We start from the raw sequence: 23,745 nt of genomic DNA, 5'->3' as shown, positions 1-23,745 counted from the left end.
GACGCCCGAAAGCCCTCGCACGGCGTCTTTCGATGTCGAATTGTTGCGGCGTCGCCTTCTTGAAGGCGCCGCGTGTCAGCCTTGTCCGCCCGCCTGTCGCAAATGCCGCACGAACGCGCCGAGAGCCTCCTCGATGCCACCGGAATTGTCGATGCGCTGAACGCAGCAGCATCGCTCGGGCAGGATCACGTCGACACGGCGGGCCACCCGCCTGCGAGCCGCTGCCTCGTCCTCGCGGCCCCGCGCCAGGATACGTGCAACGAGAACCTCCGGCTCGGCCGTGATCTCGACCACGCTGATGCGCTCGAAGGAGGCGGCCGCCGCCGGCAGCGCGCGGCGCGAGAGATTGGCGACGACGACCCGCCCGCTATGGACCTCGCTCACGATGGCGCTCGGCAGCCCGTATCGCAGGCCGTGTGCCCGCCACGTCAGGGCGAAGGTGCCGGCCGCCTCGGCCCGCGCGAAGGCATCGTCGTCGAGGCTGTCGTGGTCCTCCGAGGCCGCGTGCGCAGGGCGCGTGACGACGCGGCGGGCGAAACGCACCCAGTCCTCCCCCGCCAGCTCGGCGATTGCCCCAGCGATCAGCGTGTCCTTGCCCGCGCCGCTCGGCCCGACCACCGCCACGAGGCATCCGGCGGCCGGACTGTCCGCGTCTTGCGGCCGAGGCTCAGGCGACACGGGCGCCCTCCCGCCAAACGCCTGCTACGAGCGGCGGCATCCCCGGGGCGCGGCGAACGCGAACGAGGTCGGCGCGCCGGCCGATGGCGATGGCGCCACGGTCGTCGAGACGCGCCGCCTTCGCGGGATTGGTCGAGACGAGGTGGATCGCCGCCGGAAGATCGAGGCTGCCGCTCTCCACGAGATGGAACGCCGCCTGGACGAGGCTGAACGGAACATAGTCCGAGGAGAGGATGTCGAGCGTGCCGTTGTCGAGAAGAGCGGCCGCCGAGATATTGCCCGAATGCGAGCCGCCACGCACGATATTGGGTGCGCCCATCAGCACCAGCATACCGGCCTTCACCGAATGCTCGGCCGCCTCGGCCGTGGTCGGAAATTCAGCCAGTGTGATACCGAGTTCGGCCCCTTCGCGCACGTGCTCGGCTGTCGCGTCGTCGTGCGAGGCAATGGCGATGCCGGCCGAAAGACACGCTTGCGCGATCGCGCGGCGGTTCGGCGCCGAATTGGCCTCGGATTCAGCGACGCGCCGGTGGCAGAACGCCTCGAACTCGACATCCGTCATCTTCATCTTGCGCTGGTAGTAGGTGCGGTACGTGTCGAGATCGACGAACTGCCGCTGGCCGGGCGCGTGATCCATGAGCGAGGCCAGGCGAACGCGCTTTCCGCCCGAGATCACCTCGAAGCTCTCTGTCACGTCGGGCGCAGAGACCTCACAGCGCAGGTGGATGAAGTGGTCGGCGCGCAACCTCCCCTCTTCGCTCGCGGCCTCGATCGTGTCGGCCATCGCCCGCATGTCCTCGGACCCGAGCTGGGCATCCTCGTCCATGCCGACGCGCAGGGCGTCGAAGACCGTCGTGATGCCGGAGGCCGCGATCTGCGCATCGTGCGCCTGGAGCGCCGCCATCATGTTCCAGCGCACGCGCGGGCGCGGCAGATAGTGGCCTTCTATATGGTCGGTGTGCAGTTCCACGAGACCGGGAATGAGCGTGTCGCCGCCCATGTCCTCGCCCCCGCCGGCCGCAGCCCCAGACGCGATATCGGCGATGACACCGTCACGCACGAGCAGGCTGCCGTGGATGACCTCATCAGGCAGGACGATGGAGGCGTTCTTGAAGAGGGTCTCGGTCATGGGGCTGAAGGCTCGGATGCAGGGGACTGGAATGCGTGGCGGGCGTGGGCGCGGAAGGGGGCGCCAGGCTCAGGCTCGACGAACAGCGTGAGAGCGTCGATGGGCAGGGGCCTGTCGATGACGAAGGCAAAGCGCGAGGACAGGATGCGGCCGACGTCCTCGGCGCCGTCCCCGATCCGCCCCGTCAGCGTCATGTGGAAGCGGAACGCGTCGAGCACATACGGGTAGCCGTATCGGTCGAGAAGCTCGCGCTCCCGCTCGGACAGACGTTCCGGCCGGCGGCGGTCTCGCTCGGCGCTCGTCAGCGGCGCACGGAACGGCTCGAAGGCCTCGACCGTCTCTGCCGCAAGCGCATCCAGCTCCGGTTCGGCATCCGCGGGAACGAGCGCGAAGAACCCGTCGATCTGCTGCAGGGCGAGTGTGTTGATCGTCACGCTGTCGCGACGCGCCGTAAAAGCGGCCAGCGCCTCGGACAGCACTTCGAGATTGCAGCCATCGGCAAGCCGGAACGGTGCCTTCATCGTTGCATGGAAGCCGTAGCGTGCCGGCTCGGCGACCAGTGGATCGATGCCGCCGTCCGCCTCGCGGGTCGCCTCTCCCGAGAAGGCATCGCGCCCGAGCCATTCGGCAGCAGTGCCTGCGATCTCCGTGCCGGGCGCCGGGGCGTAGTAGATCGCCGCGCGCATCAGATGACGCGGCGGCGGATCTGCTGGGACAGAAGGTCCATCAGCGAGACGGTGAGGACGACGATGATCAGGATGGCGGCCGACTCCTCATAGTAGAACCCGCGAATGTTCTCGAACATCACCTGGCCGATGCCACCGGCCCCGATCAGGCCGAGGACGGTCGCCGAACGGATATTGGATTCCAGCCGATAGAGCGAGAAGGAAATCCAGAGCGGGATGACCTGCGGGATAACGCCGAAGATCACCTGCTGCACGCGGGACGCCCCGGTCGTGCGCAGCGCCTCCACCGGCCGGGGATCGATCGCCTCGACGGCTTCGGAGAAGAGCTTTGCGAGAACGCCCGTCGTGTGGATGAACAGGGCCATGACGCCGGCGAAGGGGCCGAGGCCGACGGCCACGACGAAAAGCACCGCGAAGACGATCTCGTGGATGGCGCGGAAGAGATCCATCAGACGGCGCACCGGCTGAAGGACCCAGCCAGGCGCCATGTTGTGCGCCGACAGGATACCGAACGGCACCGAGAAGACAACGGCCAGGAAGGTCCCCCAGATCGCGATCTGGATCGTGACGATCATCTCTTCCAGATAGAATCGCCAGTGGGAGAAGTCGGGGCTGGCGAAGCCCGAAGCGTATTCCGCCATGTTGCCGGCATTGGAGCCCAGCATTGGGATCCGCCACATCTGCGCCGGCCCCCAGCTCCAGACGAGCAGCGCGACGATGACCGCCCAGATCAGGCCATTGTAGAACATCCGTCCCGAGTCGCCCGGCCGAGCAGCGGCCGGCTGGCTCTGCGTCGCAGTGGTCATGGGTCTGTCCTTACCGTCTCGTCTCCGCCGACGGCGGACGACATCGTTCATGGAAGGTGTGCCGGAGGCGGCGGCAGGGCGCTGGGTCCCGCCGCCGCAGCTCCGTCTTCGGCCTCAGCCCTGCGGCTGGGCGTCGAGTGCGGCCTGGTACTCGTCGATCTGGGCCTGCAGCTCGGCGCGACGCGCCTCCTTGGCCTCGTCCGACATGGTGGTATCGGTCTCGAGGCCGCTCATCTGGCGCGTCGCCTCCATGATGCGGATCGGCAGAAGCTGATCGTTTGACGAGGCGCGGAAGTTCGACCAGGACAGAGCGGCGAGCTTCTCGCGCTCGGCTTCAACGTCGCCGTCGGACTCGTCGGTCCCGTAGGTCAGGAAGAAGTCGCGGAGGGTCTCCTTCGTCTCGTCCGGCAGGTCGGTGCGCCAGACGATCGGATCGGACGGGATCAGCGGCGAGCGCCAGATTTCCTTGATCCGGGCGAAGGCTTCCGGGTCGTTCTGCTCGATGCGGGCCATCGATTCAGTGTTGTTCGCCGCAACATCGACCTGGCCGTTGGCGACCGCCATGGCGTTGGTCTCGTGGTTGGCATTGGTGACGTTGGCAAAGCAGTCGCGCGGATTGACGTCGTTGGCCGAGAAAACGAAGGTCATCGGCACGAGATAGCCGGAGGTCGAGTTTACGTCTCCGATGCCGAAGTCGAGCGTCTGGTCGCACACCAGCACGTCCTCGAGGCTCGTCAGCTCAGAATCGACCGGAGCGATGAGCACCGACCAGTAGCCTGGGCTGCCATCGGCCGCGACCGTCTGCACGAACACCTCGCCATCGGCGCGGTCGACAGCCTGCATGGCAGAGGCGTTGCCGTACCAGGCCATCTGGACCTGGCCGAAACGCATCGCCTCCACGACGCCCGCATAGTCGGACGCGAAGAACGGCTCGACCGTCAGGCCGGTCTTCTCTTCCATGTCGTCGAGGAACGGCTCCCACAGCGTGCGCAGGTTCTGCTGCGACTCGGTGGAGATGATGCCGAAGTTGATGGTCTCCTGCGCGTAGGCGCCGGTGGCGAAAGTCGAGGCGAGCGAAAGCGCCGCCATTCTGACGAGAAAAGCGTTCATGTCGTCTCCGATAGTAAGGTTGCCGGCGCCTCAGGCGGTCTGAAGCGTCGCGGTCTTTTTTTCCGTCCAGGCGGGAAGCGCCCGTTCGGCATGCTCCGCCGGCCCATCCGGCAGGATCAGTTCCTCCGATGCCGCGCCGTAGAGGCCCGACAGGAATTCGTTGGTGAGCGCCGCTGAAGGGCCGTCGTACACGACCTCGCCGTCACGCATGGCGATGGTCCGCGGGCAGTAGGCCTTGGCGAACTCGACCTGATGCAGCGAGACGAGGACGGTGATCCCCTCGTCCCGGTTGATGCTCGACAGGACGTCCATCACGCGCCGCGCCGACGCCGGGTCGAGCGAGGCGATCGGTTCGTCGGCTATCAGGATACGAGCCTTCTGGACGAGGGTCCTGGCGATCGCGGCGCGCTGCTGCTGGCCGCCGGAAAGCGTCGAGGCCCGCTGACGCGCGACCTGCGGAATGCCGACGCGCGAAAGCGCATGCTGGGCGTCGCTGCGCTCGGAGCGCGCAAAAAGGCCGAAGGTGCCTCGCCAGCGAGGGATACGTCCCAGCAGTCCGACGAGGACATTGGTCAGAACGGACAGCCGACCGACGAGATTGAACTGCTGGAAGATTACTGAAACCTCGCCGCGCAGTTCCCGCGCGGCCGCGCCGTGCCGGCCGCCCTCCTGCAAGAGGCGGCCGAAGATCTCTATCCGCCCGCCCTCGCGCTCGCCGAGCTCCAGACCGGCGATGTGGCGGATGAGCGTCGACTTGCCCGAGCCGGATGCGCCGATCAGGGCGACCATCTCGCCCGCGGCGATCTCGAGCCCGACATGCTTCAACGCCTGCGTCTGGCCGAAGTGTTTGGAAAGATTGGCGACTTTGATCGCAGTCATCGAGATGTCTCCGTCCATGCTGCGGGCTCCCGAACCATCCATCTAGGCATGAGCCATGTGTGCGGGATGATGATCCGATGAAGGTTGGATGACGCTCACGCGTCAGGCGGCGTAGCGTTCGAGGAAGGCCTCGGCATCGAGGCCGCGAAAGTCCTCAAGTGCTTGAAAGAGCTGATCGTGCGGCCAGTCCCACCACGCGAGCGCGTCCATTCTCTCGCCGATGCCAGGGCCGAAGCGCTCCCTGATCAGCTTGGCCGGAACGCCGCCGACGATCGTGTAGGGCGCAACATCCTTCGAGACGACAGCGCCGGAGCCGATCACCGCACCATTGCCGACGGACACGCCCGGCAGCACCGTCGCGCCGTGGCCGATCCACACGTCGTGGCCGATCGTGACGGCATTCTCGCGCCGCCAGTCGAAGAACGAGGCCTCGTCCGACGCACCATCGAAATAGTCGCCGGCGCGGTAGGTGAAGTGGTGAAGCGTCGCGCGCCACGTCGGGTGATTGGTGGCGTTGAGCCTCACATGGCTGGCGATGTTGACGAACTTGCCAATGCGCGACGCCCAGATCTGGCAGTCCTGCATCACGTAGGAGTAATCGCCGAGTTCGCTTTCCGAGATGCGCGAGCGCGCCTCCACTTCGGTGTAGCGACCGAGGGTCGTGTCGCTCGCCTCGGCGGTCGGATGGACGAGCGGCGTGTTTTCGCTGAGCTTGGCCATCACGCCGCCTCCCGCGCCGAAAAGGCCGAGACATCGACGATGCGGCTCGCGACGCGGTCGCGCACGACCTCATCGTGGAAGATACCGAGGATTGCGACGCCAGCGGCAAGCTTCTCGCCGATCATCTCCACCACGACCTCGCGATTGGCCGCGTCGAGCGAAGCCGTCGGCTCGTCGAGCAGCAGCACCGGATGATCGGTCAGGAGGCCGCGCGCTATATTCACGCGCTGCTTCTCGCCGCCCGAGAACGTCGCGGGCGGCAGGTCGAAGAGCGCGGCCGGCAGGTTGAGGCGTCGCAGCATGGCGTTCGCACGCTCGCGCGCCTCGTCCCGCTCGACGCCCCGGATCGTCAGCGGCTCTGCGACGACGTCCAGCGCCGAAACGCGCGGCACGGCCCGCAGGAACTGGCTCACATAGGCGATACTGGTGCGGCGGAGCGCGAGCACGAGACGCGGATCGCCGGCGCCGAGGTCGAGCATGACGCCGCTCTCGCGGTCCCTCACCTCGATGCGACCGCCATCAATGCCGTAATTGCCGTAGACCATGCGCAGGATCGAGGACTTGCCGACGCCCGAAGGCCCGCCGAGGACGACGCATTCACCGGCATGGACATCAAAATCGACGTTTGAGACGACGGGCAGCTCGACACCACCGCGCAGATGCATCCGGAAGGATTTGGCGACGCCGGACACGGCGAGGCTGACGCTCTTGTCGGAAGACATGGCTCAGGACTCCGGGATCGATGCGACGAGGAGTTGGGTGTAGGCGTGGCGCGGATCGTCGAGCACCCGGTCCGTCAGCCCCTCCTCGATGACGCGGCCGTCCTTCATGACGATCATCCGCTGGGAGAGGAGTCGCGCCACGGCGAGGTCGTGGGTGACGATCACCACCGCGAGGCCGAGATCGGCGACGAGCCCGCGCAGGAGATCGAGAACACGCGCCTGGACCGAGACGTCGAGGCCGCCGGTCGGCTCGTCCATGAATACGAGCCGCGGATGGGTGACGAGGTTGCGGGCGATCTGGAGGCGCTGGCGCATGCCGCCCGAGAAGGCGACGGGCTGGTCGTCGATGCGGGTCTGCGCGATCTCCACGCGCCCCAGCCACTCGCTCGCCGTCTCGCGAATCGACCCATAGTGTCGTTCGCCGACGGCCATCAGCCGCTCGCCGACATTGGCACCGGCCGAGACGCGCATGCGCAGCCCGTCGATCGGGTTCTGGTGGACGAAGCCCCAGTCGGTGCGCATCAGGAAGCGGCGTTCGGCCTCGCTCAGATCACTGAGGTCGCGCATCTCGCCGTCGCGCATCCGGTAGCGGACGCTGCCGGCCGAGCGCTCCAAGCGCGCCGAGATGCAGTTGAGCATCGTCGTCTTGCCCGAGCCGGATTCGCCGACGACGGCCAGAACCTCACCAGGCCACAGGTCGAAGGTCACGCCGGTGCAGCCGATCCGGGCGCCGTAGCGTTTCTCGAGACCACGCACCGAAAGGATGGGGAGATCGGTCACGAGGCGTTCTCCTTATCGCGCTCGAGGTCGGCGCCGACATGCCCTTCGGCGCGGCGCGTTTCGCAATGGTCGGTGTCCGAGCACACGAACATCCGCCCGCCCCTGTCGTCCGTGACGACCTCGTCGAGATATACGGCCCTTGCGCCACAGAGCGCGCAGGCTTGGGAGAACTGCTGGACCGCGAAGGGATGGTCCTCGAAGTCAAGGCTCGCGACATCCGTAAAGGGTGGCAGCGCGTAGATGCGCTTCTCGCGGCCGGCACCGAAGAGTTGCAGCGCCGGTGAGCGGTGCATCTTCGGATTGTCGAATTTCGGGATGGGCGAAGGGTCCATCACGTAGCGGCCCTCGACCTTGACCGGATAGGCGTAGGTAGTCGCGATATGGCCGTGATGCGCAATGTCCTCGTAGAGTTTCACGTGCATCAGCCCGTATTCCTCGAGCGCGTGCATGGTGCGCGTCTCGCTTTCGCGCGGCTCCAGGAAGCGCAGCGGCTCGGGGATCGGCACCTGATAGACGAGTGTCTGGCCGGCCGTCAGCGGCGCCTCGGGGATGCGGTGGCGGGTCTGGATGATCGTCGCCTCGCCCGTCTTCGTCGTGGTGGAGACGCCCGCCGTCTTCTCGAAGAAGGCGCGGATGGAAACCGCGTTGGTGGTGTCGTCGGCGCCCTGATCGATGACCTTCAGGACATCGTCCGGCCCGAGGATCGCGGCCGTCACCTGCACACCGCCCGTGCCCCAGCCGTAGGGCATGGGCATCTCGCGGCTGGCGAAGGGCACCTGGTAGCCCGGGATCGCGATGCCTTTCAGGATCGCGCGGCGGATCATCCGCTTGGTGCCTTCGTCGAGATAGGCGAAGTTGTAGGCTGGCAGTTCGGCGGTGGCGCTCATTCGGCGGCCTCCTTCAGCGCGTCCCCGTCGCCTGCCCTGTCCTCGAACTCCGCGCGCAGCTTGCGCAGGAGGTCGAGCTCGGCCTGGAAGTCGACATAGTGCGGCAGTTTCAGGTGCTCGACGAAACCGGTGGCCGCGACATTGTCGCAGTGCTCCAGCACGAATTCCTCGTCCTGCGCGGGCGCAAGGCGCTCCTCGCCGAACTCGTCGGCCCGCAGGGCGCGATCAACGAGGCTCATTGCCATCGCCTTGCGTTCGGACTGGCCGAAGACGAGACCGTAACCCCTTGTAAAACGCGGAGCCTCGCCGGTCGCGCCCTTGAACTGGGAGACCATCTGGCATTCGGTGACGCGGACCTGTCCGATCCGGACCGCCCCCACATCCGGAAGTTCGACCTCGACATCCACGAGGCCCATGCGGACCTCGCCGACGAAGGGATGCGTCCGCCCGTAGCCACGCTGCGTGGAATAGCCGAGCGCGAGGAGGAAGCCCTCGTCGCCGCGCGCAAGCGCCTGCATCCTGAGACTTCTGTCGGCCGGGAATTCTAGCGGATCGCGGGTCAGGTCGCCGGCCGGCCCCTCGCCGTCTCCATCGGGCTCGATCAGCGCCTCGTCGCCGAGGATGTCGGTCACGCGCGGCACGCGCTGCATCGCCTCGGCGTCGCGTTTTTCGGGGGCGTCGACCGGCTCGTCACCGGCCATCGCCGGGTCGATCAGGCGATGGGTATAGTCGAAGGTCGGCCCGAGAAGCTGGCCGCCCGGCAGATCCTTGTAGGTCGCCGACACACGGCGCTCGATGCTCATCGCCGCCGTGTCTAACGGTAGCGCCTCGCCGAAGCGCGGCAGCGTGGTGCGATAGGCGCGGATGAGGAAGATCGCTTCGATCAGGTCACCCCGTGCCTGGCGCACGGCCATCGCGGCCAGTTCCGCGTCGTAGAGCGAGCCCTCGGCCATGACGCGGTCGACACCGAGCGAAAGCTGCCCGACGATCTGCTGGAGCGTGAGCGCCGGCACGTCGCGCGGGCCGCGGCGACGGTCGGCCAAGAGCGCATGGGCGTTGCGGATGGCGGCCTCGCCACCCTTCACGGCGACATACATGATTCAGACCTCCTGGATGCGCGTCGTGCGCGGCAGCGCCATGACGCGCGTTCCACAGACGAGAAGATGATCGTGGCCGAGCGGGAACCGCTCGCGATCCGCTGCGCGGGCGGCGACGAAGCCGGCTGGAAGACCCCGGGGCGCGATCGAGCGCACGGTCTGGATGCCCGGCCCCGTCAACTGGAGTTCCGATCCACCCTCGAACGCCTCGACGGGAAGGATCAATGTCGCGCCACGGTCTGGGTATTGCGCGGTCCCGATGGGAAACTCGGCCCAGTCGTCCACGGTCATGCCGGCGGGCAGGAGCGCGAACACAGCGTGGCGTGGCTCATCCGTCACCTCGGCGCCCGTCTGGAACGCGACCCATGCGCCCACTGTCGCACCGGTCTGCGCCACCCACACCGGCGTATCCTGATCGGCAAGCGCGGCAAGAACGGCCGCAGCTGCCGGCACGACGCCCTCGGGAGCCTGAACCAGATCGCCGAGATCGGCGATCGTGCCGGGCGCGGCGAAGGCGTTCATCACCTGCCGGAAGATTGCCTGCGACCCGAAGACCGGGTCTTCGAGGCCACCGACGACGGCCGTCTGCATCGGAGATCCCATCAGTCTTCTCCTCGCGCCAGGGTGAAGAAGTCAACTCGGGTGGCCGCCGTCTCTTCCGCACGGTCTCGAACGGCCGCCTCTTCGATTTCCATCGCGGGGACGACGACCTCGCGCTCGACGATCCCGCGCCAATCATCGTGCTGCCAAAGCGCGTCGAGATGGGCGATCATCTGCGCCTTGTGCGTTTCCCGTCCGAGAACCATCGCCTGACCGATCTCACCGCTCTCGATGCGTACGGTGGCGCGCGTCACGCTCGCTTCGCCGAGTTTGAACGGCGCACCGCCCCCACCCATCCGTCCATTGAGCATGACAAGCCCGATTTCGGGCCCGCGCACCGGCAGCGCCTGTGGGAGTGCGCCAAGCGCGGCATAGCGTTCGGCCATCGCGGCGACCGGCATGATGGTCAGGGTACCGAGCATCTTCCGGCGCCGATCCGCGCGGTCGTCATCGTTAGTATGGGTCTGCGTCGCGCTCATCGGTCCAAAGCCATTATTTGTCTATTTGTATAGACAACTATATTGATATGTTGTTTCTAGCGGCTCGACGATGACTGTATGATGACGTTTGGATGGAGGTTGGGATTTGAACGATCTGGATGACGGGATCACCCGCTGGCGGCGCGTGGCGGATCGCATTCGAACGGCGATCGGAGACGGTACGATTGGCGAGCGCTTGCCGCCCGAGGCGGTCTTGGCTGACGAGCACGGGGTCAACCGTCACACGGTACGGCGGGCCATACAGGCTTTGGCGCAGGAGGGGCTTCTGCGTGCCGAGCGTGGTCGCGGCACCTTCGTCAACGCGCCTGTGCCGCGCCTTCCCTATCCGGTCGGCTCACGCACCCGCTTTTCGGAGAATGTTGCGGCCGGCGGGCGCAGCGCCGCGGGTCGCCTGATCCGGGCGGACGCGGTTCGCGCGGACGGGCGCACGGCAACGATGTTGGAATGCGCGCCCGGCACGCCGCTCCACCGCCTGGAGACTTTGCATGTGGCGAACGGCCTGCCGCTCTCGCTTGCCACCGCTTATTTCGAGGCCGATCGCTTTCCCGGCATCGTGCAGGCCTACGCCGAGACGGGCTCCGTCACCGAAGCCTTCAAGGCTCAGGGGCTTTCGGACTACCGACGCGGCGAGACACGGATCACCGCCGAGCGGGTGCATCCTGCGGACGCCGAGCATCTGCTGCTGCCCGCCGATGGAATCGTACTTGTATCGACGGCCGTCGACGTCGATCCCGACGGCCGCCCGATCCAAGCCAAGCGCGCGCGATTTCCGGCGGAGCGCATGGAACTCGTCTTCAACCCGCAGGCGAGCGGAGGCGCATAAGAGCCCCGGCCGACTCTGTAAAAGCCTGCCGGCGGCATTCCGACCCGCTACTCAATCCAGCTGTCCACGAGTTCGCGGTTCTCGTCGATCCACTGAGAGACGCCCTCGACCTCTCCGCCCTCCTCGACGGCCGCCATCAGGCTGCCGAGGGACTGATCGTCCATCTCCCATGCCTCCAGCCATTCGTGGACCCTCGGAAAATCCTCCGCGAATCCTGAGCGCGTCACATAGTGGATCTGCTCCACGTCACCGAACACGCCCTGCGGGTCGTCCAGATATTTGAGGTCATACTGCGCGAAGGCCCAATGCGGGCTCCAGAGCGTGACGACAATCGACTGCTCGGTCTCGTAGGCGCGGTTGAGAACGGCCATCATCGCAGCCTCGGAACCGGTGATCAGCTCGCGATCAAGCTCGTAGCTGCCCATCGCCCTCTCGGCCATGCCCATCAAAGCCGAGCCACTCTCGATGCCGATGACGTCCTGGGAATAGGCGCTGTCCAGGACGTTCGCGTCCTGCAGATCATCGACTGATTCGATGTCCGCATAGCTCGGCACCACGAGGCCGAGGCGCGCACCATCATACCAGGCACTTCCAGCTTCGACGTCGTCACCGTAGCGCTCGAAAAGCTCCGCGTCCGTCGCAGGCAGCCAGCTCTCAAGGTCGAGATCGAGGTCGCCGGTCGCCATGCTTGCAAACGAGATGACCCGGCCCACCGTCGTCAGGCTGACGCTGTATCCCTTCTCCTCCAGAACCTGCTTCCACATGTTGGAGACGGCGACGTTCTCGGCCCACTCCTTCATGCCTATCCTGATCTCGCCGCCGGGTTGCGCGCTCGCCTGCGGCACGGCGGCAAAGCCCAGAAGGGCCGCGCCCGTGAGGATGAGGGTGGAGCGTCTTTTCTGCATTCGATCGCCTTCGGCTGTTGTGAACGGGCACAACCCTAAAGAGACGGTCCGCGCATTCCTACCCCACGACCGACCCTGTGGTCACCGACGATCCGGCAGCCGCTCCGCAGACGGAGTCGACGGCCCATCAACCCGTTCTTAACCACCTTGGCACATAGAATTTACATCAATTTGCTGCGGCATGGCCTCGCTCGCCTGCCCTCCACCAGCGAGTTCGCATGACAAGACAGACCGGGCCATCGACGCAGGCAGACGCAACGCAGAAGAGCCCGCACAACAGGCGTGCAAGCCAGCCGCCGCGCAACCGTGTCCGGGCGCTCCTTGCCGCAGGGCTTTTTGCCGGCGTCTACGGTGTGATCCTCACGCGCCTCGTCTGGTTCGGCGCGGTCGACGAGGCGGTTGCGCGCTACAACCCCGCCCCGCCCTCTGTCGCGCGTCCGGATATCCTCGATCGCAACGGCGAGATCCTGGCAACCGACGTACCGTCCTTCTCCGTCTATGCCGAGCCGCGCCGCATCGTGGACGTCGACGAGGCTGTGGAAAAGATCATGGCGATCTTCCCGGACCTGAACGCGAGCACGCTGCATCGGCGTCTCAGCGGCAATGGCGGCTTCACCTGGGTCAAGCGCACCATCACCCCACGCCAGCAGCAGGCGATGTGGGAGCAGGGCGTGCCGGGCGTCGGCTTTCGCCGGGAGACGCGCCGCCTCTATCCCAACGGGCCCGCGGCCGCTCAGGTGCTGGGCGCGGTCAACATCGACAACAAGGGCATCGCCGGCATTGAGCGCTGGATCGATCGCAGCGGCCTCGAAGCACTGCAGACGGCCGGCATGGACCTTTCCAGCGAAAGCCTGACCCCGGTCGAGCTCAGTGTCGATCTGAAGGTCCAGCACGCCTTCACCGACAGCCTGAAGGCCGAGATCGACAAGTACGAGGCCGTCGGGGGCGCCGGGCTCGTTCTCGACGTGACGAACGGCGAGGTCCTCTCGCTTGTTTCGATCCCGGATTTCGACCCGAACGACGCCACGCAGGCCCAGAAGCCGGAGAACATCAACCGCATCAATGTCGGCGTCTACGAGATGGGTTCGACCTTCAAGGCGATGACGACGGCGATGGCGCTCGATTCGGGCATCTTCAACATCCATTCCGTGCTGGACGCCAGCCGTCCGCTCAGCTTCGGCCGTTTCCGCATCAACGACTTCCGCGGCGAAAACCGGCCGCTCAACGTCCCGGAGGCGTTCCTGCACTCCTCCAACATCGCCTTCGGCCGCATGGCGATGGGCGTCGGCGTGGAAGGCCACCAGGCGTTCCTGCGCAAGCTCGGCCAACTCGACCGCCTGACGACCGAACTGCCCGAGAGCGCAAGCCCCATCGTGCCGCGGAACTGGCAGCCGGTGAACACGGCCACGATCGCCTTCGGGCACGGCCTTGCCGTCACGCCCCTGCAGGCGGCGATGGGCATCGGCGCGCTCGTCAACGGCGGGCACCTCTATCGGCCCACCTTCGTGAAGGGCAGCGATCCGGCCTCACGCATCATTCAGGACAATGTCGTGACGCCGCAATCCGGCGAGGCACTACGCTATCTGATGCGCCTGAACGCCATCACCGGCTCGGCCAAGGGCGCCAACCTCGATGGCTACTATATCGGCGGCAAGACCGGGACGGCGGAGAAGGTGATCAATGGTCGTTACGAGCGCACGCGCGTGATGACCTCCTTCATGGGCATCCTCCCGGCGAACGACCCAAAGTACCTTTTCCTGGTGATTCTGGATGAGCCCAAACCCGTTGAGGGTACGCACGGCTTCCGCACCTCGGGCTGGAACGCGGTGCCGGCAGCGGGCCGGATCCTGAGCCGGATCCTGCCGATCATGCACATGCCGCCGACAATGGGGAATCCGCAGAACCCCTTCGCCAACACGCTGGCCCTGCGTCCCTTCGGATATGACCGCATCCGGATGGCGACCTATGACGCGGTGCTCGCGAACTACTGATGCGGCCCGCCGGGCTATCGACACCGCACAGTCGCCCGAGCCGAGCCGGACCCGCGAAATGTGCGAGCGCCCAGGCTAGCGCGCTCAGACACGAGCTGACATCACCGCGCTCTCGGTCGAGGACGGTCGCCGAGAATGTTGAGGTCCTCGCTGTTCGCGCTTTGGAGCCGGGCGTCCCTGAGCGTGAGAATATCCGGCCTTTCGTTCAGCCTCGACGGATCGCCACGTCCGGCGCGCAGGGCCGCATCCCATCCGCGAACCCAATCCTCATAGTCGGGCGAACCTCTGCGATGCGGACCGAGAGCGCGAAGCACGCCGCGGTCGTGTGCGTCCTTGCCGGCCTTGAAAGCCGTCTCGACGGTGTATCTCTTGCCCATGGGCAGCTAATCCCGCGAGCGACGATCCGTTCCGGAGCGTCGCTCTCGATGCTGCGTGATGAGTATCGTGCAGATGCCGTTCTGCCGCGTTCTTGACCTCGGTACGTTAAGGCATCAACTCGCGACGGCGATCAACGGCCGGGGGAAGCATGCAAACGACTGGCGACCCCGGCAGGATTCGAACCTGCGACCATCGGCTTAGAAGGCCGGTGCTCTATCCACTGAGCTACGGGGCCGCACCGGACCCCGGCCGCGGGTCAATGCGTCCAGGGCTGTACGCGGTCGTACCGGAAGTTGTCGGAATAGGAAAGCTTGGGCCGTGAGCGCGGCGCGTTCGGCTCCTCCACCTCGAAGGCGATTTCCTGTCGCTCGCAATAGGCGATAGCCTCTTCCTTCGTCTCGAAGGTCAGGCGGATCTGCGAGCGCATGTCGCCGGAGGACGTATAGCCCATCAGCGGCTCAACCGTCTTGGCCTCGGCGGGTTCGTAAACGAGCACCCACTCGTGGGACTTACCCTTGCCGGACTGCATCGCGGTGCGTGAGGGACGATAGATGCGGGCGACCATCGAAACTCTCCGTCGGCGGCTTTGGAGCGCAGACGCCCATGCGGACGCGAAAGCGCTCTGAAACGTCATTCCACCCATCTGCCGTACAGAACCGACCGGCGTTCGGTGCGATACTTGGCATTTGGTCGGAGCGGCAGGATTCGAACCTGCGACCCTCTGGTCCCAAACCAGATGCGCTACCAGGCTGCGCTACGCTCCGAATGGCTGGACGAACCAGCCACAACGGCGATCTGCGGTGTCTCACGCCGGAAGTCAATCGTCGCCAGCACGATTTTCCCGTCAGCGCGCCGTGGCCGGCGCCGCGCCAGCCGTCGGCTTGTCATCGCGCGATGCCCCTTCCTCCCCGGCCTTGCGCGCATGCGGCCAGGCGGTCGGATCGATCGCAAGGTCCGAGAAGCGCTCAGGATCGAAGACCGGGCGCGAAACCCCCGCCTTTAACTGCGCCCGGAAGTCGTTGAGCACGCGCAGCGCGATCGGGAAAAGCATCATGATCGCCATCAGGTTGACAAGCGCGAGCACGCCCATCAGCGGGTCGGAGAAGAAGAACACCGCGCTCGCCCCGGGCGCCGTCGCCCCGAGGAACACGACGGCGACGATCGCGAGCCGCAGGACGTGCAGCGCCACCGGGTTCTGCGTCATCACCGAAAGCGCCGTCTCCCCGAGATAGTAGTTGTAGATGATGGAGGAGAAGGCGAAGAGCAGGATCGCGAAGGTCAGGAAGTACTGCGACCAGTCCCCGACATGGCTGACAAGCGACTGCTGGGTCAGCACCACGCCGTCGATGCCCTCGGCGCCCGGCTGATAGACCGGGCTCAGGAGGATGATGAAGGCCGTGCACGAGCAGATGATGATCGTATCGATGAAGACCGAGAAGGACTGCGTGATCCCCTGGCTGATCGGGTGCCGCACGTCGGCCGTCGCGGCGACATTCGGCGCGGAGCCGAGCCCTGCCTCGTTGGAGAACAGGCCGCGACGCAGCCCCTGCGCTAGCGCGACCCCGACGCCCCCGCCGACGGCCTCCTCGAAGCCGAACGCGTTCGCGACAATCGAGTAGAGGACGCTCGGCACGTCCGTGATGTTAAGCACGATGATTAGGAGCGCCATGCCGATGTAGCCGAACGCCATGATCGGGATGATCACGTCCGATGCCTTGGCGATCCGCTTGATGCCGCCATAGACGATGAAGCCCGTGAGGACGGCGAGGAATGCGCCGCTCCAGCCGCGACCGAGGCCGAACGAATCGTTCACCGCGCCCGCGAAGGTATTGCCCTGGAAAGCGTTGAAGCCGAAGGCGAAAGCCGCCATCAGGCACAGGGCGTAGAAGATCGCGAGCCATCGATACTGTGCGCCGAGACCGTGGATGATGTAGCTGGCGGGGCCGCCGCGATAGGTGCCGTCACCGTTCGCGCGCTTGTAGACCTGCGCGAGCGTCGATTCGACGAGGCTCGTCGCCATGCCGATCAGCGCCACTGCCCACATCCAGAACACCGCGCCCGGACCGCCGATGGTGATGGCGACGGCGACACCCGCGATGTTCCCGCCGCCCACGCGCCCGCCGACGGAGACGAGGAGCGCCTCGCGGGCGCTGATCGCGTTGGGATCGCCGCTCTGGTTCTTGGCGGACAGCACACGGAACATCCGCCCGACATATTCGAACTGCACGAAGCCGCTCATCACGGTGATGAAGACGCCGAAGATCACCAGGATGGGAATAAGGGCCCAGCCCCACGTGAAGTCCTCGATCGCCGAGAACAGCCCGTAAATGAGATCCATCGCCCTACGCCCTTTCATCCCGTCCCGGCGAAAGGCCGCCGCAGAATCGCCGCACAGACTGTCGGGGAATGCGCCGTCGTTCGCAAGCGCGGGGAGAACGTCGAATCAGTCGCCGCTTCCCTCGCGGCGCTGTCCTTGAAGGCTCTTGGGCCCTCGGACAGCAAGAATGGTGCCGGCTGAGGGGATTGAACCCCCGACCTTCGGTTTACAAAACCGCTGCTCTACCGCTGAGCTAAGCCGGCCTCATGGGGCGACACGCCGCCCCTGCCCCGACATACGACGGAGCGCCTCCATAGCAAAGGCGGCAGGCACGAAAATCCGCACCCGCCGCCTTCAAAAATCAACGCTGTGTGGCTTAGGCGGCCTCGTTCTCGCCTTCGGCCTCAACGCGAGCGCGATCGATCGCGCCGCGCGCATCGACGTCACGGTCGACGAACTCGATCACCGCCATCGGCGCATTGTCGCCGCGACGAAAGCCCGCCTTGAGCACGCGTGTGTATCCGCCGTTGCGGTCCGCATAGCGGGGAGCCAGCGTATCGAACAGCTTCTTGATGACGGTCTCGTCGCGCACCTGGCTGATCGCCTGGCGGCGCGCATGCAGGTCGCCGCGCTTGCCGAGCGTGATCATCTTCTCGACGATCGGGCGAAGATCCTTCGCCTTCGGCAGGGTTGTTACGATCTGCTCGTGCTCGATGAGCGAAGCGACCATGTTGGCGAACATCGCCTTGCGATGCTCGTGGGTGCGGTTGAGCTTGCGGCCCCGATTGGCGTGACGCATCGTGTTCTTCCTCGAAAAATGCCGGCATTCTCGCCGGGGGACGGCATCCTCGCGTTCCCTTCAAGCGGGTCGCATGTGCCTTTGAATGATTGGTCTGGCATGCGACCGCCGCCCGGAGGCGGCGGTTGGTTCTCAGTACTGGTCTTCGTAGCGCTTGGCCAGATCGTCGATGTTCTCCGGCGGCCAGGCGTTCACTTCCATGCCGAGATGCAGGCCCATGGAGGCCAGCACTTCCTTGATCTCGTTCAGCGACTTGCGCCCGAAGTTCGGCGTGCGCAGCATCTCCGCCTCGGTCTTCTGGATCAGATCACCGATATAGACGATGTTGTCGTTCTTCAGGCAGTTGGCCGAGCGCACCGAGAGCTCGAGTTCGTCGACCTTCTTGAGCAGCGCCGGGTTGAAGGCGAGCTCTGCGATCTGCTCGTCGGCGGCCCCGCGCTGGTCGCGCTGCGGCTCCTCGAAGTTCACGAACACCGAAAGCTGATCCTGCAGGATGCGCGCGGCGTAGGCCACGGCGTCCTCGCCCGAGATCGAGCCATCGGTCTCGATCTCCATCGTCAGCTTGTCCTTGTTCAGGTCCTGCCCCTCGCGGGTATTCTCGACCTTGTAGGACACCTTCTTCACCGGCGAGAACAGCGAATCGACCGGCACGAGCCCGATCGGCGCATCCTCGGCGCGGTTCTGGTCGGCCGGCACATAGCCCTTGCCGGTGTTCACGGTGAACTCGATGCGGATCTCTGCGCCCTCGTCGAGCGTGCAGATCTCATGCTCGGGGTTCAGGATCTCGATATCACCAACGGTCTGGATGTCGCCGGCAGTGACGACGCCTGGGCCCTGCTTGCGCAGGACCATGCGCTTCGGGCCCTCGCCCTGCATGCCGATGGCGATTTCCTTGACGTTCAGGACGATGTCGGTGACGTCCTCGCGCACACCGGCGATCGAGGAGAATTCGTGGAGAACGCCGTCGATCTGGATCGCAGTCACCGCCGCGCCCTGCAGCGAGGACAGAAGAACGCGACGCAGCGCGTTGCCGAGCGTCAGGCCGAAGCCGCGCTCCAGCGGCTCAGCGACGAGCGAGGCCTTCGTGCGCGAGCCGCTCTTGAAGACGACCTGATTCGGCTTGGTCAGGTCCTGCCAGTTGCTAGCGATCATGGCTTTTGCCTTTCAACTGCCCGGCCACCATCCAATCGTGGCATCGGGCGTCTCATGAGAAGGATCCCCCCTCTCGAAACGGGCAAAACCGCACCGCTGGATAAGCGGTGCGGTGCAGTCTTCGAAGACGGCCTTAGACGCGGCGCTTCTTGCGCGGGCGAACGCCGTTGTGCGGGATCGGCGTCACATCGCGGATCGAGGTGATCGTGAAGCCGGCGGCCTGCAGCGCGCGCAGCGCCGACTCGCGACCCGAGCCGGGTCCGCAGACCTCGACTTCGAGGGTACGCATGCCGTGTTCCTGCGCCTTCTTGGCAGCATCTTCGGCAGCGATCTGCGCAGCAAACGGCGTCGACTTGCGCGAGCCCTTGAACCCCTGCGCACCGGCCGACGACCAGGCGATGGCGTTGCCCTGCGCGTCCGTGATGGTGATCAGCGTGTTGTTGAACGAGGAGTTCACGTGGGCGACGCCCGAGGTGATGTTCTTGCGCTCGCGACGACGGACGCGCTGTGCTTCCTTGGCCATTCTCTATTCCCTTGGATATCGACACCGCCGTAATGCCGGCGGCTACACCGGGCGCGCCGGCCCGGCGCACCCATGAACGAGGAGAGCCCGATGGCCCTCCCCGAGATTACTTCTTCTTGCCGGCGATTGCCTTGGCAGGACCCTTGCGGGTGCGCGCATTGGTGTGCGTGCGCTGGCCACGAACCGGCAGGCCTCGACGATGGCGCAGGCCGCGATAGCAGCCAAGGTCCATCAGGCGCTTGATGTTCATAGAGGTCTCGCGACGAAGATCGCCCTCGACCCGGTAGTCACGGTCGATCATCTCGCGGATCTGCAGGATCTCGGCGTCCGTCAGGTCGTTCACGCGACGCTCGGCAGCGAGGTTGACCTTCTCGACGATCTCCTGCGCGAAGCGCGGGCCGATGCCGTGGATGTACTGCAGCGCGATGACGACGCGCTTGTTGGTCGGAATGTTGACGCCGGCAATACGGGCCATATTCGTCTCTCCATGTGGGCCGACGATCTGTCGGCGCGTTTGACAGAACCCCGCGTCCGGTGGAGGCCGGCCCTTGCGGGATACCTACAGGCGAAAGGCCGGCAACGCCCTGCTCGGACGGCCAGCCGCGTTTCCACCTGAAAGGATGGTGCGCAGATAATCGAGAGGGCGCCGCAAGTCAACCGGGCGCCCGCCCGTGTCTGTTGTCCTAATCGAGCGCCGCGGCCGTGAGGATCTCCTCGATGCGGCGCGTCACCTCGTCGATCGGTGCCATGCCATCAATCGAATGCAGAATGCCGCGTTCGCGATAGTACGGGCCGACGGCTGTCGTCGCAGCCTTGAACTCCTCGAGCCGGCGAAGGAACACCTCCGGCTTGTCGTCCTTGCGGATCGGGAGACCCTTGGCGGCCGTCTCGGCGGCGCGCTTCTCGATCCGGCCGACGAGCACCTTCTCGTCAACCTGGAACTCGATAACCGCGTCGACCTTCAGGCCCTTTTCGGAGAGCATCTTCTCCAGAGCGTCGGCCTGCGGAACAGTGCGCGGAAAGCCGTCGAGAACGAAGCCTTTCTTCGCGTCGGGCTCCTCGATTCGCTCATCGACGATCCCGACGACGATCTCGTCCGAAACGAGCTCGCCCGCGTCCATTACCGCCTGTGCTCGCTTGCCGACGTCCGTCCCCGCCGCAACCGCCGCACGCAGCATGTCGCCGGTGGAAAGCTGCGGAATGCCATATCGCTCAATGAGGCGTTGCGCTTGTGTCCCCTTCCCCGCCCCCGGCGGGCCAAGCAGTATCAGTCTCATCTATCGATTACCCCGTTTTCCCCCACGCAGCTTCGCCTTCTTGACGAGGCCTTCGTATTGATGCGCCAACAGATGCCCCTGGATCTGCGCCACCGTGTCCATCGTGACCGAAACCACGATCAGAAGCGAGGTACCGCCGAGATAGAAGGGAATGCCTGCGGTCGAAATCAGGATTTCGGGCAGCAGACAGACGGCGACGAGATAGATGGCGCCCACCACCGTGATGCGCGTCAGCACGTAGTCGATATACTCCGCGGTCCGCTCTCCGGGACGGATGCCCGGGATGAAGCCGCCGTGCTTCTTCAGATTGTCGGCCGTGTCCTTCGGATTGAAGACGATCGCCGTATAGAAGAAGGCGAAGAACGCGATCATGCCCGCGTAGAACAGCATGTACAGCGGCTGGCCGTGGCCGAGAGCGGCGACGATCGCTGTCGCCCAGCCCGGAAGCTGGCTGGTGTCGGAGAAGTTCGCGATCGTGACCGGCAGGAGCAGGAGCGAAGACGCGAAGATCGCGGGGATGACGCCCGCCGTATTGAGCTTGAGCGGCAGGTGTGACGTGTCACCCTGGAACATCCGGTTGCCGACCTGGCGCTTGGGATACTGGATCAGAAGCCGGCGCTGGGCACGCTCGAAGAAGACGATCACGACGATGCAGCCGAGAGAGGCGGCGACGACGAGTAGGATCAGGCCATAGGCCTGCGTCGTACGGCTCAACTCCAGCATCTGCGCGATGGCACGCGGCAGATTGGCCACGATGCCCGCGAAGATGATCAGCGAGATGCCGTTGCCGATACCCCGCGCGGTGATCTGCTCGCCGAGCCACATCAGGAACATCGTGCCGCCGACGAGCGTGATCACCGCCGAGACGATGAAGAACGTACCGGGCGACGTCACGATATTGCCGGAGGACTGCAGGCCGATCGCGATGCCGTAGGCCTGGATCGTGGCGAGCAGCACCGTGCCGTAGCGGGTGTACTGGTTGATGATCTTACGGCCCTGCTCGCCCTCTTTCTTGAGGGTCTCGAGCGAGGGAATGACCGAAGTCATCAGCTGGATGATGATCGAGGCCGAGATGTACGGCATGATGCCGAGGGCAAAGATCGCCATGCGCTCGACGGCGCCGCCGGCAAACATGTTGAAGAGGCCGAGAATGCCCGTCGACTGCTGGCTGAACGCCTGCGCCATCGCTTCGGGGTTGATCCCGGGCATCGGGATATAGGTCCCGAGCCGGTAGACCAGGAGCGCGCCCAGCGTGAACCAGATTCGCTTCTTCAGGTCCGTCGCCTTCGAGAAGGCGGCAAAGTTCAGGTTGGCTGCAAGCTGTTCGGCGGCCGATGCCATCGTCGATCTCTCCGGGTTTCCCCCAGGAGCGCGCGGGACCGAATCGCAATTCCGATCGCCAAGGTCGCGCGCTCGGCTCGTTCTATCTAGGACGTCCCGTCACCGGACAACAACGCTCATGACGTCGTGCGACCGACAATTCCCGGCCTGACGTGAAGACGCGCGCAAAAGTGAAGGGACGGATAACGGTCGCCGCCCCTTCATGATTCTCAGGCTTCGGCAGCTGCCGAAGCAGGAAGCTGGACCGACCCGCCAGCCTTCTCGACCTTCTCGACGGCCGACTTCGAAGCACCGTCGACCGCGATGGTCAGCTTGCCGGTGATCTCGCCATCGCCCAGCAGACGGACGCCGTCGCGCGAGCGACGCAGGATGCCAGCGGCCTTGAGAGCCTCGGCATCGATGGTCGCCTTGCCGTCCAGCTTGCCGTCCTCGATCGCCTTGGCAATGCGGCCGAGCGACACGATGTTGTACTTCTTGGCGAAGATGTTGACGAAGCCGCGCTTGGGCAGACGACGGTAGAGCGGCATCTGGCCGCCTTCGAAACCGTTGATCGCCACGCCCGAACGGGACTTCTGACCCTTCACGCCGCGTCCGCCGGTCTTGCCGGAGCCCGAGCCGATACCGCGACCGACGCGCTTGCGCGAATGCGTCGCGCCTTCGATGTCGGAAAGTTCGTTAAGTTTCATCGCTGAGTCTCCCGGCTCTTACTGGCCGTCGACGACGCGCACGAGGTGGCTGACCTTGGCGATCATGCCACGCACGGCAGGCGTGTCTTCCAGCGTGCGCTGGCGGTGCATCTTGTTCAGGCCCAGGCCGACCAGCGTCTGGCGCTGTTCGGCCGGGCGGCGAAGCGGGCTGCCGATCTGCTCGACGGTGATCGTCCCGGTCTTTTCTTTCTGAGCGGCCATCGTATGGCTCCTTCAAAAGCGGCGTTGATGAGAAGGCGAAAGGCGGAGCCCTCGCCTACTCCTCGGTGCCGACCAGGTCGCGACGACGCGCCTGCAGGGTGGAGTACTTGATCCCGCGACGGGCAGCGACATCCTTCGGATGCGCCTGGCCCTTGAGGGCGTCGAACGTCGCGCGCACCATGTTGTACGGGTTCGACGAGCCGAGCGACTTGGCGACGACGTCGTGCATGCCGACGACCTCGAAGACGGCGCGCATCGGACCACCCGCAATGATCCCCGTACCGGCCTCTGCCGTTCGAAGAATGACCTTGCCGGCGCCGTGGCGGCCGTGAACGTCGTGGTGCAGCGTACGAGCTTCGCGCAACGGCACGAAGATGAGGTCGCGCTTGGCGGCTTCCGTCGCCTTGCGGATCGCCTCCGGCACTTCGCGTGCCTTGCCATGACCGAAGCCGACGCGGCCCTTCAGATCGCCGACGACGACGAGAGCGGCGAAGCCGAAGCGTCGGCCGCCCTTCACCACCTTGGCGACGCGGTTGATGTGAACGAGCTTGTCGACGAAACCGTCGTCGCGATCTTCGCGATCGTTCCGTTCGTTACGAGGCGCCATATCCTGTTCCTTGTTCTTTTCCGGAGGCGTCCAGGGAGGGCGTCGCTTGGCTTTCGCGAACGACGCCCGGCTTAAAGCACGATCCGGCGCGCGGGGAAACCGCGTCGCCGGTCAATCATGCCGATTTGAG

27 protein-coding genes and 3 tRNA genes are annotated in these 23,745 nt (G+C 65.6%); 2 read left to right on the top strand and 28 right to left on the bottom strand.

The genetic code is table 11. The annotated features are described in order from the left end of the window. Positions 1 to 75 precede the first annotated feature (75 nt). The 13 genes from phnN to phnG form a co-directional block, all read right to left on the bottom strand. On the bottom strand, positions 76 to 678 hold the full coding sequence (phnN, locus tag H1343_RS07950; protein ID WP_185985336.1) for a phosphonate metabolism protein/1,5-bisphosphokinase (PRPP-forming) PhnN: 603 nt from the start codon (positions 676 to 678) through the stop codon (positions 76 to 78). Next, positions 668 to 1,807: an alpha-D-ribose 1-methylphosphonate 5-triphosphate diphosphatase gene (locus H1343_RS07945; protein WP_185985335.1), complete on the bottom strand. Its 1,140-nt coding sequence runs from the start codon at positions 1,805 to 1,807 to the stop codon at positions 668 to 670. Before H1343_RS07945 ends, phnN begins: the two co-directional genes overlap by 11 nt. Further along, complete coding sequence (locus H1343_RS07940; RefSeq protein ID WP_185985334.1) at positions 1,804 to 2,493, bottom strand: DUF1045 domain-containing protein; 690 nt, start codon at positions 2,491 to 2,493, stop codon at positions 1,804 to 1,806. The genes H1343_RS07945 and H1343_RS07940 overlap by 4 nt, the downstream gene beginning before the upstream one ends. After that, a complete protein-coding gene (phnE, locus tag H1343_RS07935) occupies positions 2,493 to 3,299 on the bottom strand; it encodes a phosphonate ABC transporter, permease protein PhnE (protein ID WP_185985333.1) in 807 nt (268 codons plus the stop codon). The genes H1343_RS07940 and phnE overlap by 1 nt, the downstream gene beginning before the upstream one ends. Before the next feature lie 114 nt (positions 3,300 to 3,413). Continuing rightward, positions 3,414 to 4,409 carry a phosphonate ABC transporter substrate-binding protein gene (phnD, locus tag H1343_RS07930; RefSeq protein WP_185985332.1) on the bottom strand — a complete coding sequence of 332 codons (996 nt, stop codon included), beginning with the start codon at positions 4,407 to 4,409 and terminating at the stop codon, positions 3,414 to 3,416. Positions 4,410 to 4,439: 30 nt separating this feature from the next. After that, entirely contained in the window at positions 4,440 to 5,288 is an 849-nt protein-coding gene (gene phnC, locus H1343_RS07925) for a phosphonate ABC transporter ATP-binding protein (protein ID WP_185985331.1), read from the bottom strand. A gap of 102 nt (positions 5,289 to 5,390) precedes the next feature. Continuing rightward, the gene (locus H1343_RS07920; RefSeq protein ID WP_185985330.1) at positions 5,391 to 6,008 is read right to left on the bottom strand and encodes a DapH/DapD/GlmU-related protein; all 618 of its coding nucleotides are present in this window, start codon (positions 6,006 to 6,008) and stop codon (positions 5,391 to 5,393) included. Next, positions 6,008 to 6,730 carry a phosphonate C-P lyase system protein PhnL gene (phnL, locus tag H1343_RS07915; RefSeq protein WP_185985329.1) on the bottom strand — a complete coding sequence of 241 codons (723 nt, stop codon included), beginning with the start codon at positions 6,728 to 6,730 and terminating at the stop codon, positions 6,008 to 6,010. Before phnL ends, H1343_RS07920 begins: the two co-directional genes overlap by 1 nt. A 3-nt stretch (positions 6,731 to 6,733) precedes the next feature. Further along, a complete protein-coding gene (gene phnK / locus H1343_RS07910; RefSeq protein WP_185985328.1) occupies positions 6,734 to 7,510 on the bottom strand; it encodes a phosphonate C-P lyase system protein PhnK in 777 nt (258 codons plus the stop codon). Continuing rightward, the gene (locus tag H1343_RS07905; RefSeq protein ID WP_185985327.1) at positions 7,507 to 8,397 is read right to left on the bottom strand and encodes an alpha-D-ribose 1-methylphosphonate 5-phosphate C-P-lyase PhnJ; all 891 of its coding nucleotides are present in this window, start codon (positions 8,395 to 8,397) and stop codon (positions 7,507 to 7,509) included. The genes phnK and H1343_RS07905 overlap by 4 nt, the downstream gene beginning before the upstream one ends. Beyond that, positions 8,394 to 9,494, bottom strand: a complete 1,101-nt coding sequence (locus H1343_RS07900) for a carbon-phosphorus lyase complex subunit (protein ID WP_185985326.1) — start codon at positions 9,492 to 9,494, stop codon at positions 8,394 to 8,396. Before H1343_RS07900 ends, H1343_RS07905 begins: the two co-directional genes overlap by 4 nt. A gap of 3 nt (positions 9,495 to 9,497) precedes the next feature. Beyond that, a complete protein-coding gene (gene phnH, locus H1343_RS07895; protein ID WP_185985325.1) occupies positions 9,498 to 10,097 on the bottom strand; it encodes a phosphonate C-P lyase system protein PhnH in 600 nt (199 codons plus the stop codon). After that, the gene (gene phnG, locus H1343_RS07890) at positions 10,097 to 10,573 is read right to left on the bottom strand and encodes a phosphonate C-P lyase system protein PhnG (protein ID WP_246333467.1); all 477 of its coding nucleotides are present in this window, start codon (positions 10,571 to 10,573) and stop codon (positions 10,097 to 10,099) included. Before phnG ends, phnH begins: the two co-directional genes overlap by 1 nt. Positions 10,574 to 10,679: 106 nt before the next feature. Here phnG and phnF point away from each other — a divergent pair, with 106 nt between their 5' ends. Beyond that, the gene (gene phnF, locus H1343_RS07885) at positions 10,680 to 11,417 is read left to right on the top strand and encodes a phosphonate metabolism transcriptional regulator PhnF (RefSeq protein WP_246333465.1); all 738 of its coding nucleotides are present in this window, start codon (positions 10,680 to 10,682) and stop codon (positions 11,415 to 11,417) included. A gap of 47 nt (positions 11,418 to 11,464) precedes the next feature. Here phnF and H1343_RS07880 read toward each other — a convergent pair whose 3' ends face one another. Next, positions 11,465 to 12,322: a glycine betaine ABC transporter substrate-binding protein gene (locus H1343_RS07880; RefSeq protein WP_185985324.1), complete on the bottom strand. Its 858-nt coding sequence runs from the start codon at positions 12,320 to 12,322 to the stop codon at positions 11,465 to 11,467. Positions 12,323 to 12,540: 218 nt separating this feature from the next. Between H1343_RS07880 and H1343_RS07875 the strand changes: the two genes are divergently transcribed. Then, positions 12,541 to 14,313 carry a peptidoglycan D,D-transpeptidase FtsI family protein gene (locus H1343_RS07875; RefSeq protein WP_185985323.1) on the top strand — a complete coding sequence of 591 codons (1,773 nt, stop codon included), beginning with the start codon at positions 12,541 to 12,543 and terminating at the stop codon, positions 14,311 to 14,313. A 537-nt stretch (positions 14,314 to 14,850) separates the two neighbouring features. Here H1343_RS07875 and H1343_RS07870 read toward each other — a convergent pair. From H1343_RS07870 to rpsE, 14 genes are all read right to left on the bottom strand, one after another. Then, positions 14,851 to 14,926, bottom strand: a tRNA-Arg gene (locus tag H1343_RS07870). 21 nt (positions 14,927 to 14,947) lie between these two features. Next, positions 14,948 to 15,256, bottom strand: a complete 309-nt coding sequence (locus H1343_RS07865) for an ETC complex I subunit (RefSeq protein ID WP_185985322.1) — start codon at positions 15,254 to 15,256, stop codon at positions 14,948 to 14,950. Between the two features lie 122 nt (positions 15,257 to 15,378). Then, a tRNA-Pro gene (locus H1343_RS07860) sits at positions 15,379 to 15,455 on the bottom strand. 80 nt (positions 15,456 to 15,535) lie between these two features. Next, positions 15,536 to 17,029, bottom strand: coding sequence for an alanine/glycine:cation symporter family protein (locus H1343_RS07855; RefSeq protein WP_185985321.1), 1,494 nt, complete (start codon positions 17,027 to 17,029; stop codon positions 15,536 to 15,538). A 167-nt stretch (positions 17,030 to 17,196) separates the two neighbouring features. Next, positions 17,197 to 17,271 (bottom strand) — tRNA-Thr (locus H1343_RS07850). Between the two features lie 113 nt (positions 17,272 to 17,384). Continuing rightward, positions 17,385 to 17,807, bottom strand: coding sequence for a 50S ribosomal protein L17 (rplQ, locus tag H1343_RS07845; protein WP_185985320.1), 423 nt, complete (start codon positions 17,805 to 17,807; stop codon positions 17,385 to 17,387). Between the two features lie 132 nt (positions 17,808 to 17,939). Beyond that, on the bottom strand, positions 17,940 to 18,959 hold the full coding sequence (locus H1343_RS07840; RefSeq protein WP_185985319.1) for a DNA-directed RNA polymerase subunit alpha: 1,020 nt from the start codon (positions 18,957 to 18,959) through the stop codon (positions 17,940 to 17,942). Between the two features lie 133 nt (positions 18,960 to 19,092). Next, positions 19,093 to 19,482, bottom strand: a complete 390-nt coding sequence (gene rpsK / locus H1343_RS07835) for a 30S ribosomal protein S11 (protein ID WP_185985318.1) — start codon at positions 19,480 to 19,482, stop codon at positions 19,093 to 19,095. 106 nt (positions 19,483 to 19,588) lie between these two features. After that, positions 19,589 to 19,957, bottom strand: coding sequence for a 30S ribosomal protein S13 (gene rpsM, locus H1343_RS07830; RefSeq protein ID WP_185985317.1), 369 nt, complete (start codon positions 19,955 to 19,957; stop codon positions 19,589 to 19,591). Between the two features lie 208 nt (positions 19,958 to 20,165). Next, complete coding sequence (locus H1343_RS07825) at positions 20,166 to 20,759, bottom strand: adenylate kinase (protein WP_185985316.1); 594 nt, start codon at positions 20,757 to 20,759, stop codon at positions 20,166 to 20,168. Continuing rightward, positions 20,760 to 22,100, bottom strand: coding sequence for a preprotein translocase subunit SecY (gene secY / locus H1343_RS07820; RefSeq protein WP_185985315.1), 1,341 nt, complete (start codon positions 22,098 to 22,100; stop codon positions 20,760 to 20,762). It abuts the gene before it with no gap. Positions 22,101 to 22,309: 209 nt separating this feature from the next. Next, positions 22,310 to 22,786: a 50S ribosomal protein L15 gene (rplO, locus tag H1343_RS07815; RefSeq protein ID WP_185985314.1), complete on the bottom strand. Its 477-nt coding sequence runs from the start codon at positions 22,784 to 22,786 to the stop codon at positions 22,310 to 22,312. 18 nt (positions 22,787 to 22,804) lie between these two features. Continuing rightward, positions 22,805 to 23,008, bottom strand: coding sequence for a 50S ribosomal protein L30 (gene rpmD, locus H1343_RS07810; protein WP_185985313.1), 204 nt, complete (start codon positions 23,006 to 23,008; stop codon positions 22,805 to 22,807). A 55-nt stretch (positions 23,009 to 23,063) separates the two neighbouring features. Further along, on the bottom strand, positions 23,064 to 23,615 hold the full coding sequence (gene rpsE, locus H1343_RS07805; protein ID WP_185985312.1) for a 30S ribosomal protein S5: 552 nt from the start codon (positions 23,613 to 23,615) through the stop codon (positions 23,064 to 23,066). Between the last annotated feature and the right edge of the window lie 130 nt (positions 23,616 to 23,745).

Origin of the sequence: Aureimonas mangrovi, assembly GCF_014058705.1 — a bacterium.
In the GTDB taxonomy this organism is placed as follows: domain Bacteria; phylum Pseudomonadota; class Alphaproteobacteria; order Rhizobiales; family Rhizobiaceae; genus Aureimonas; species Aureimonas mangrovi.
Note: the sequence above shows the minus strand (reverse complement) of the source record. Positions and strands in the feature narration are given on the sequence as shown.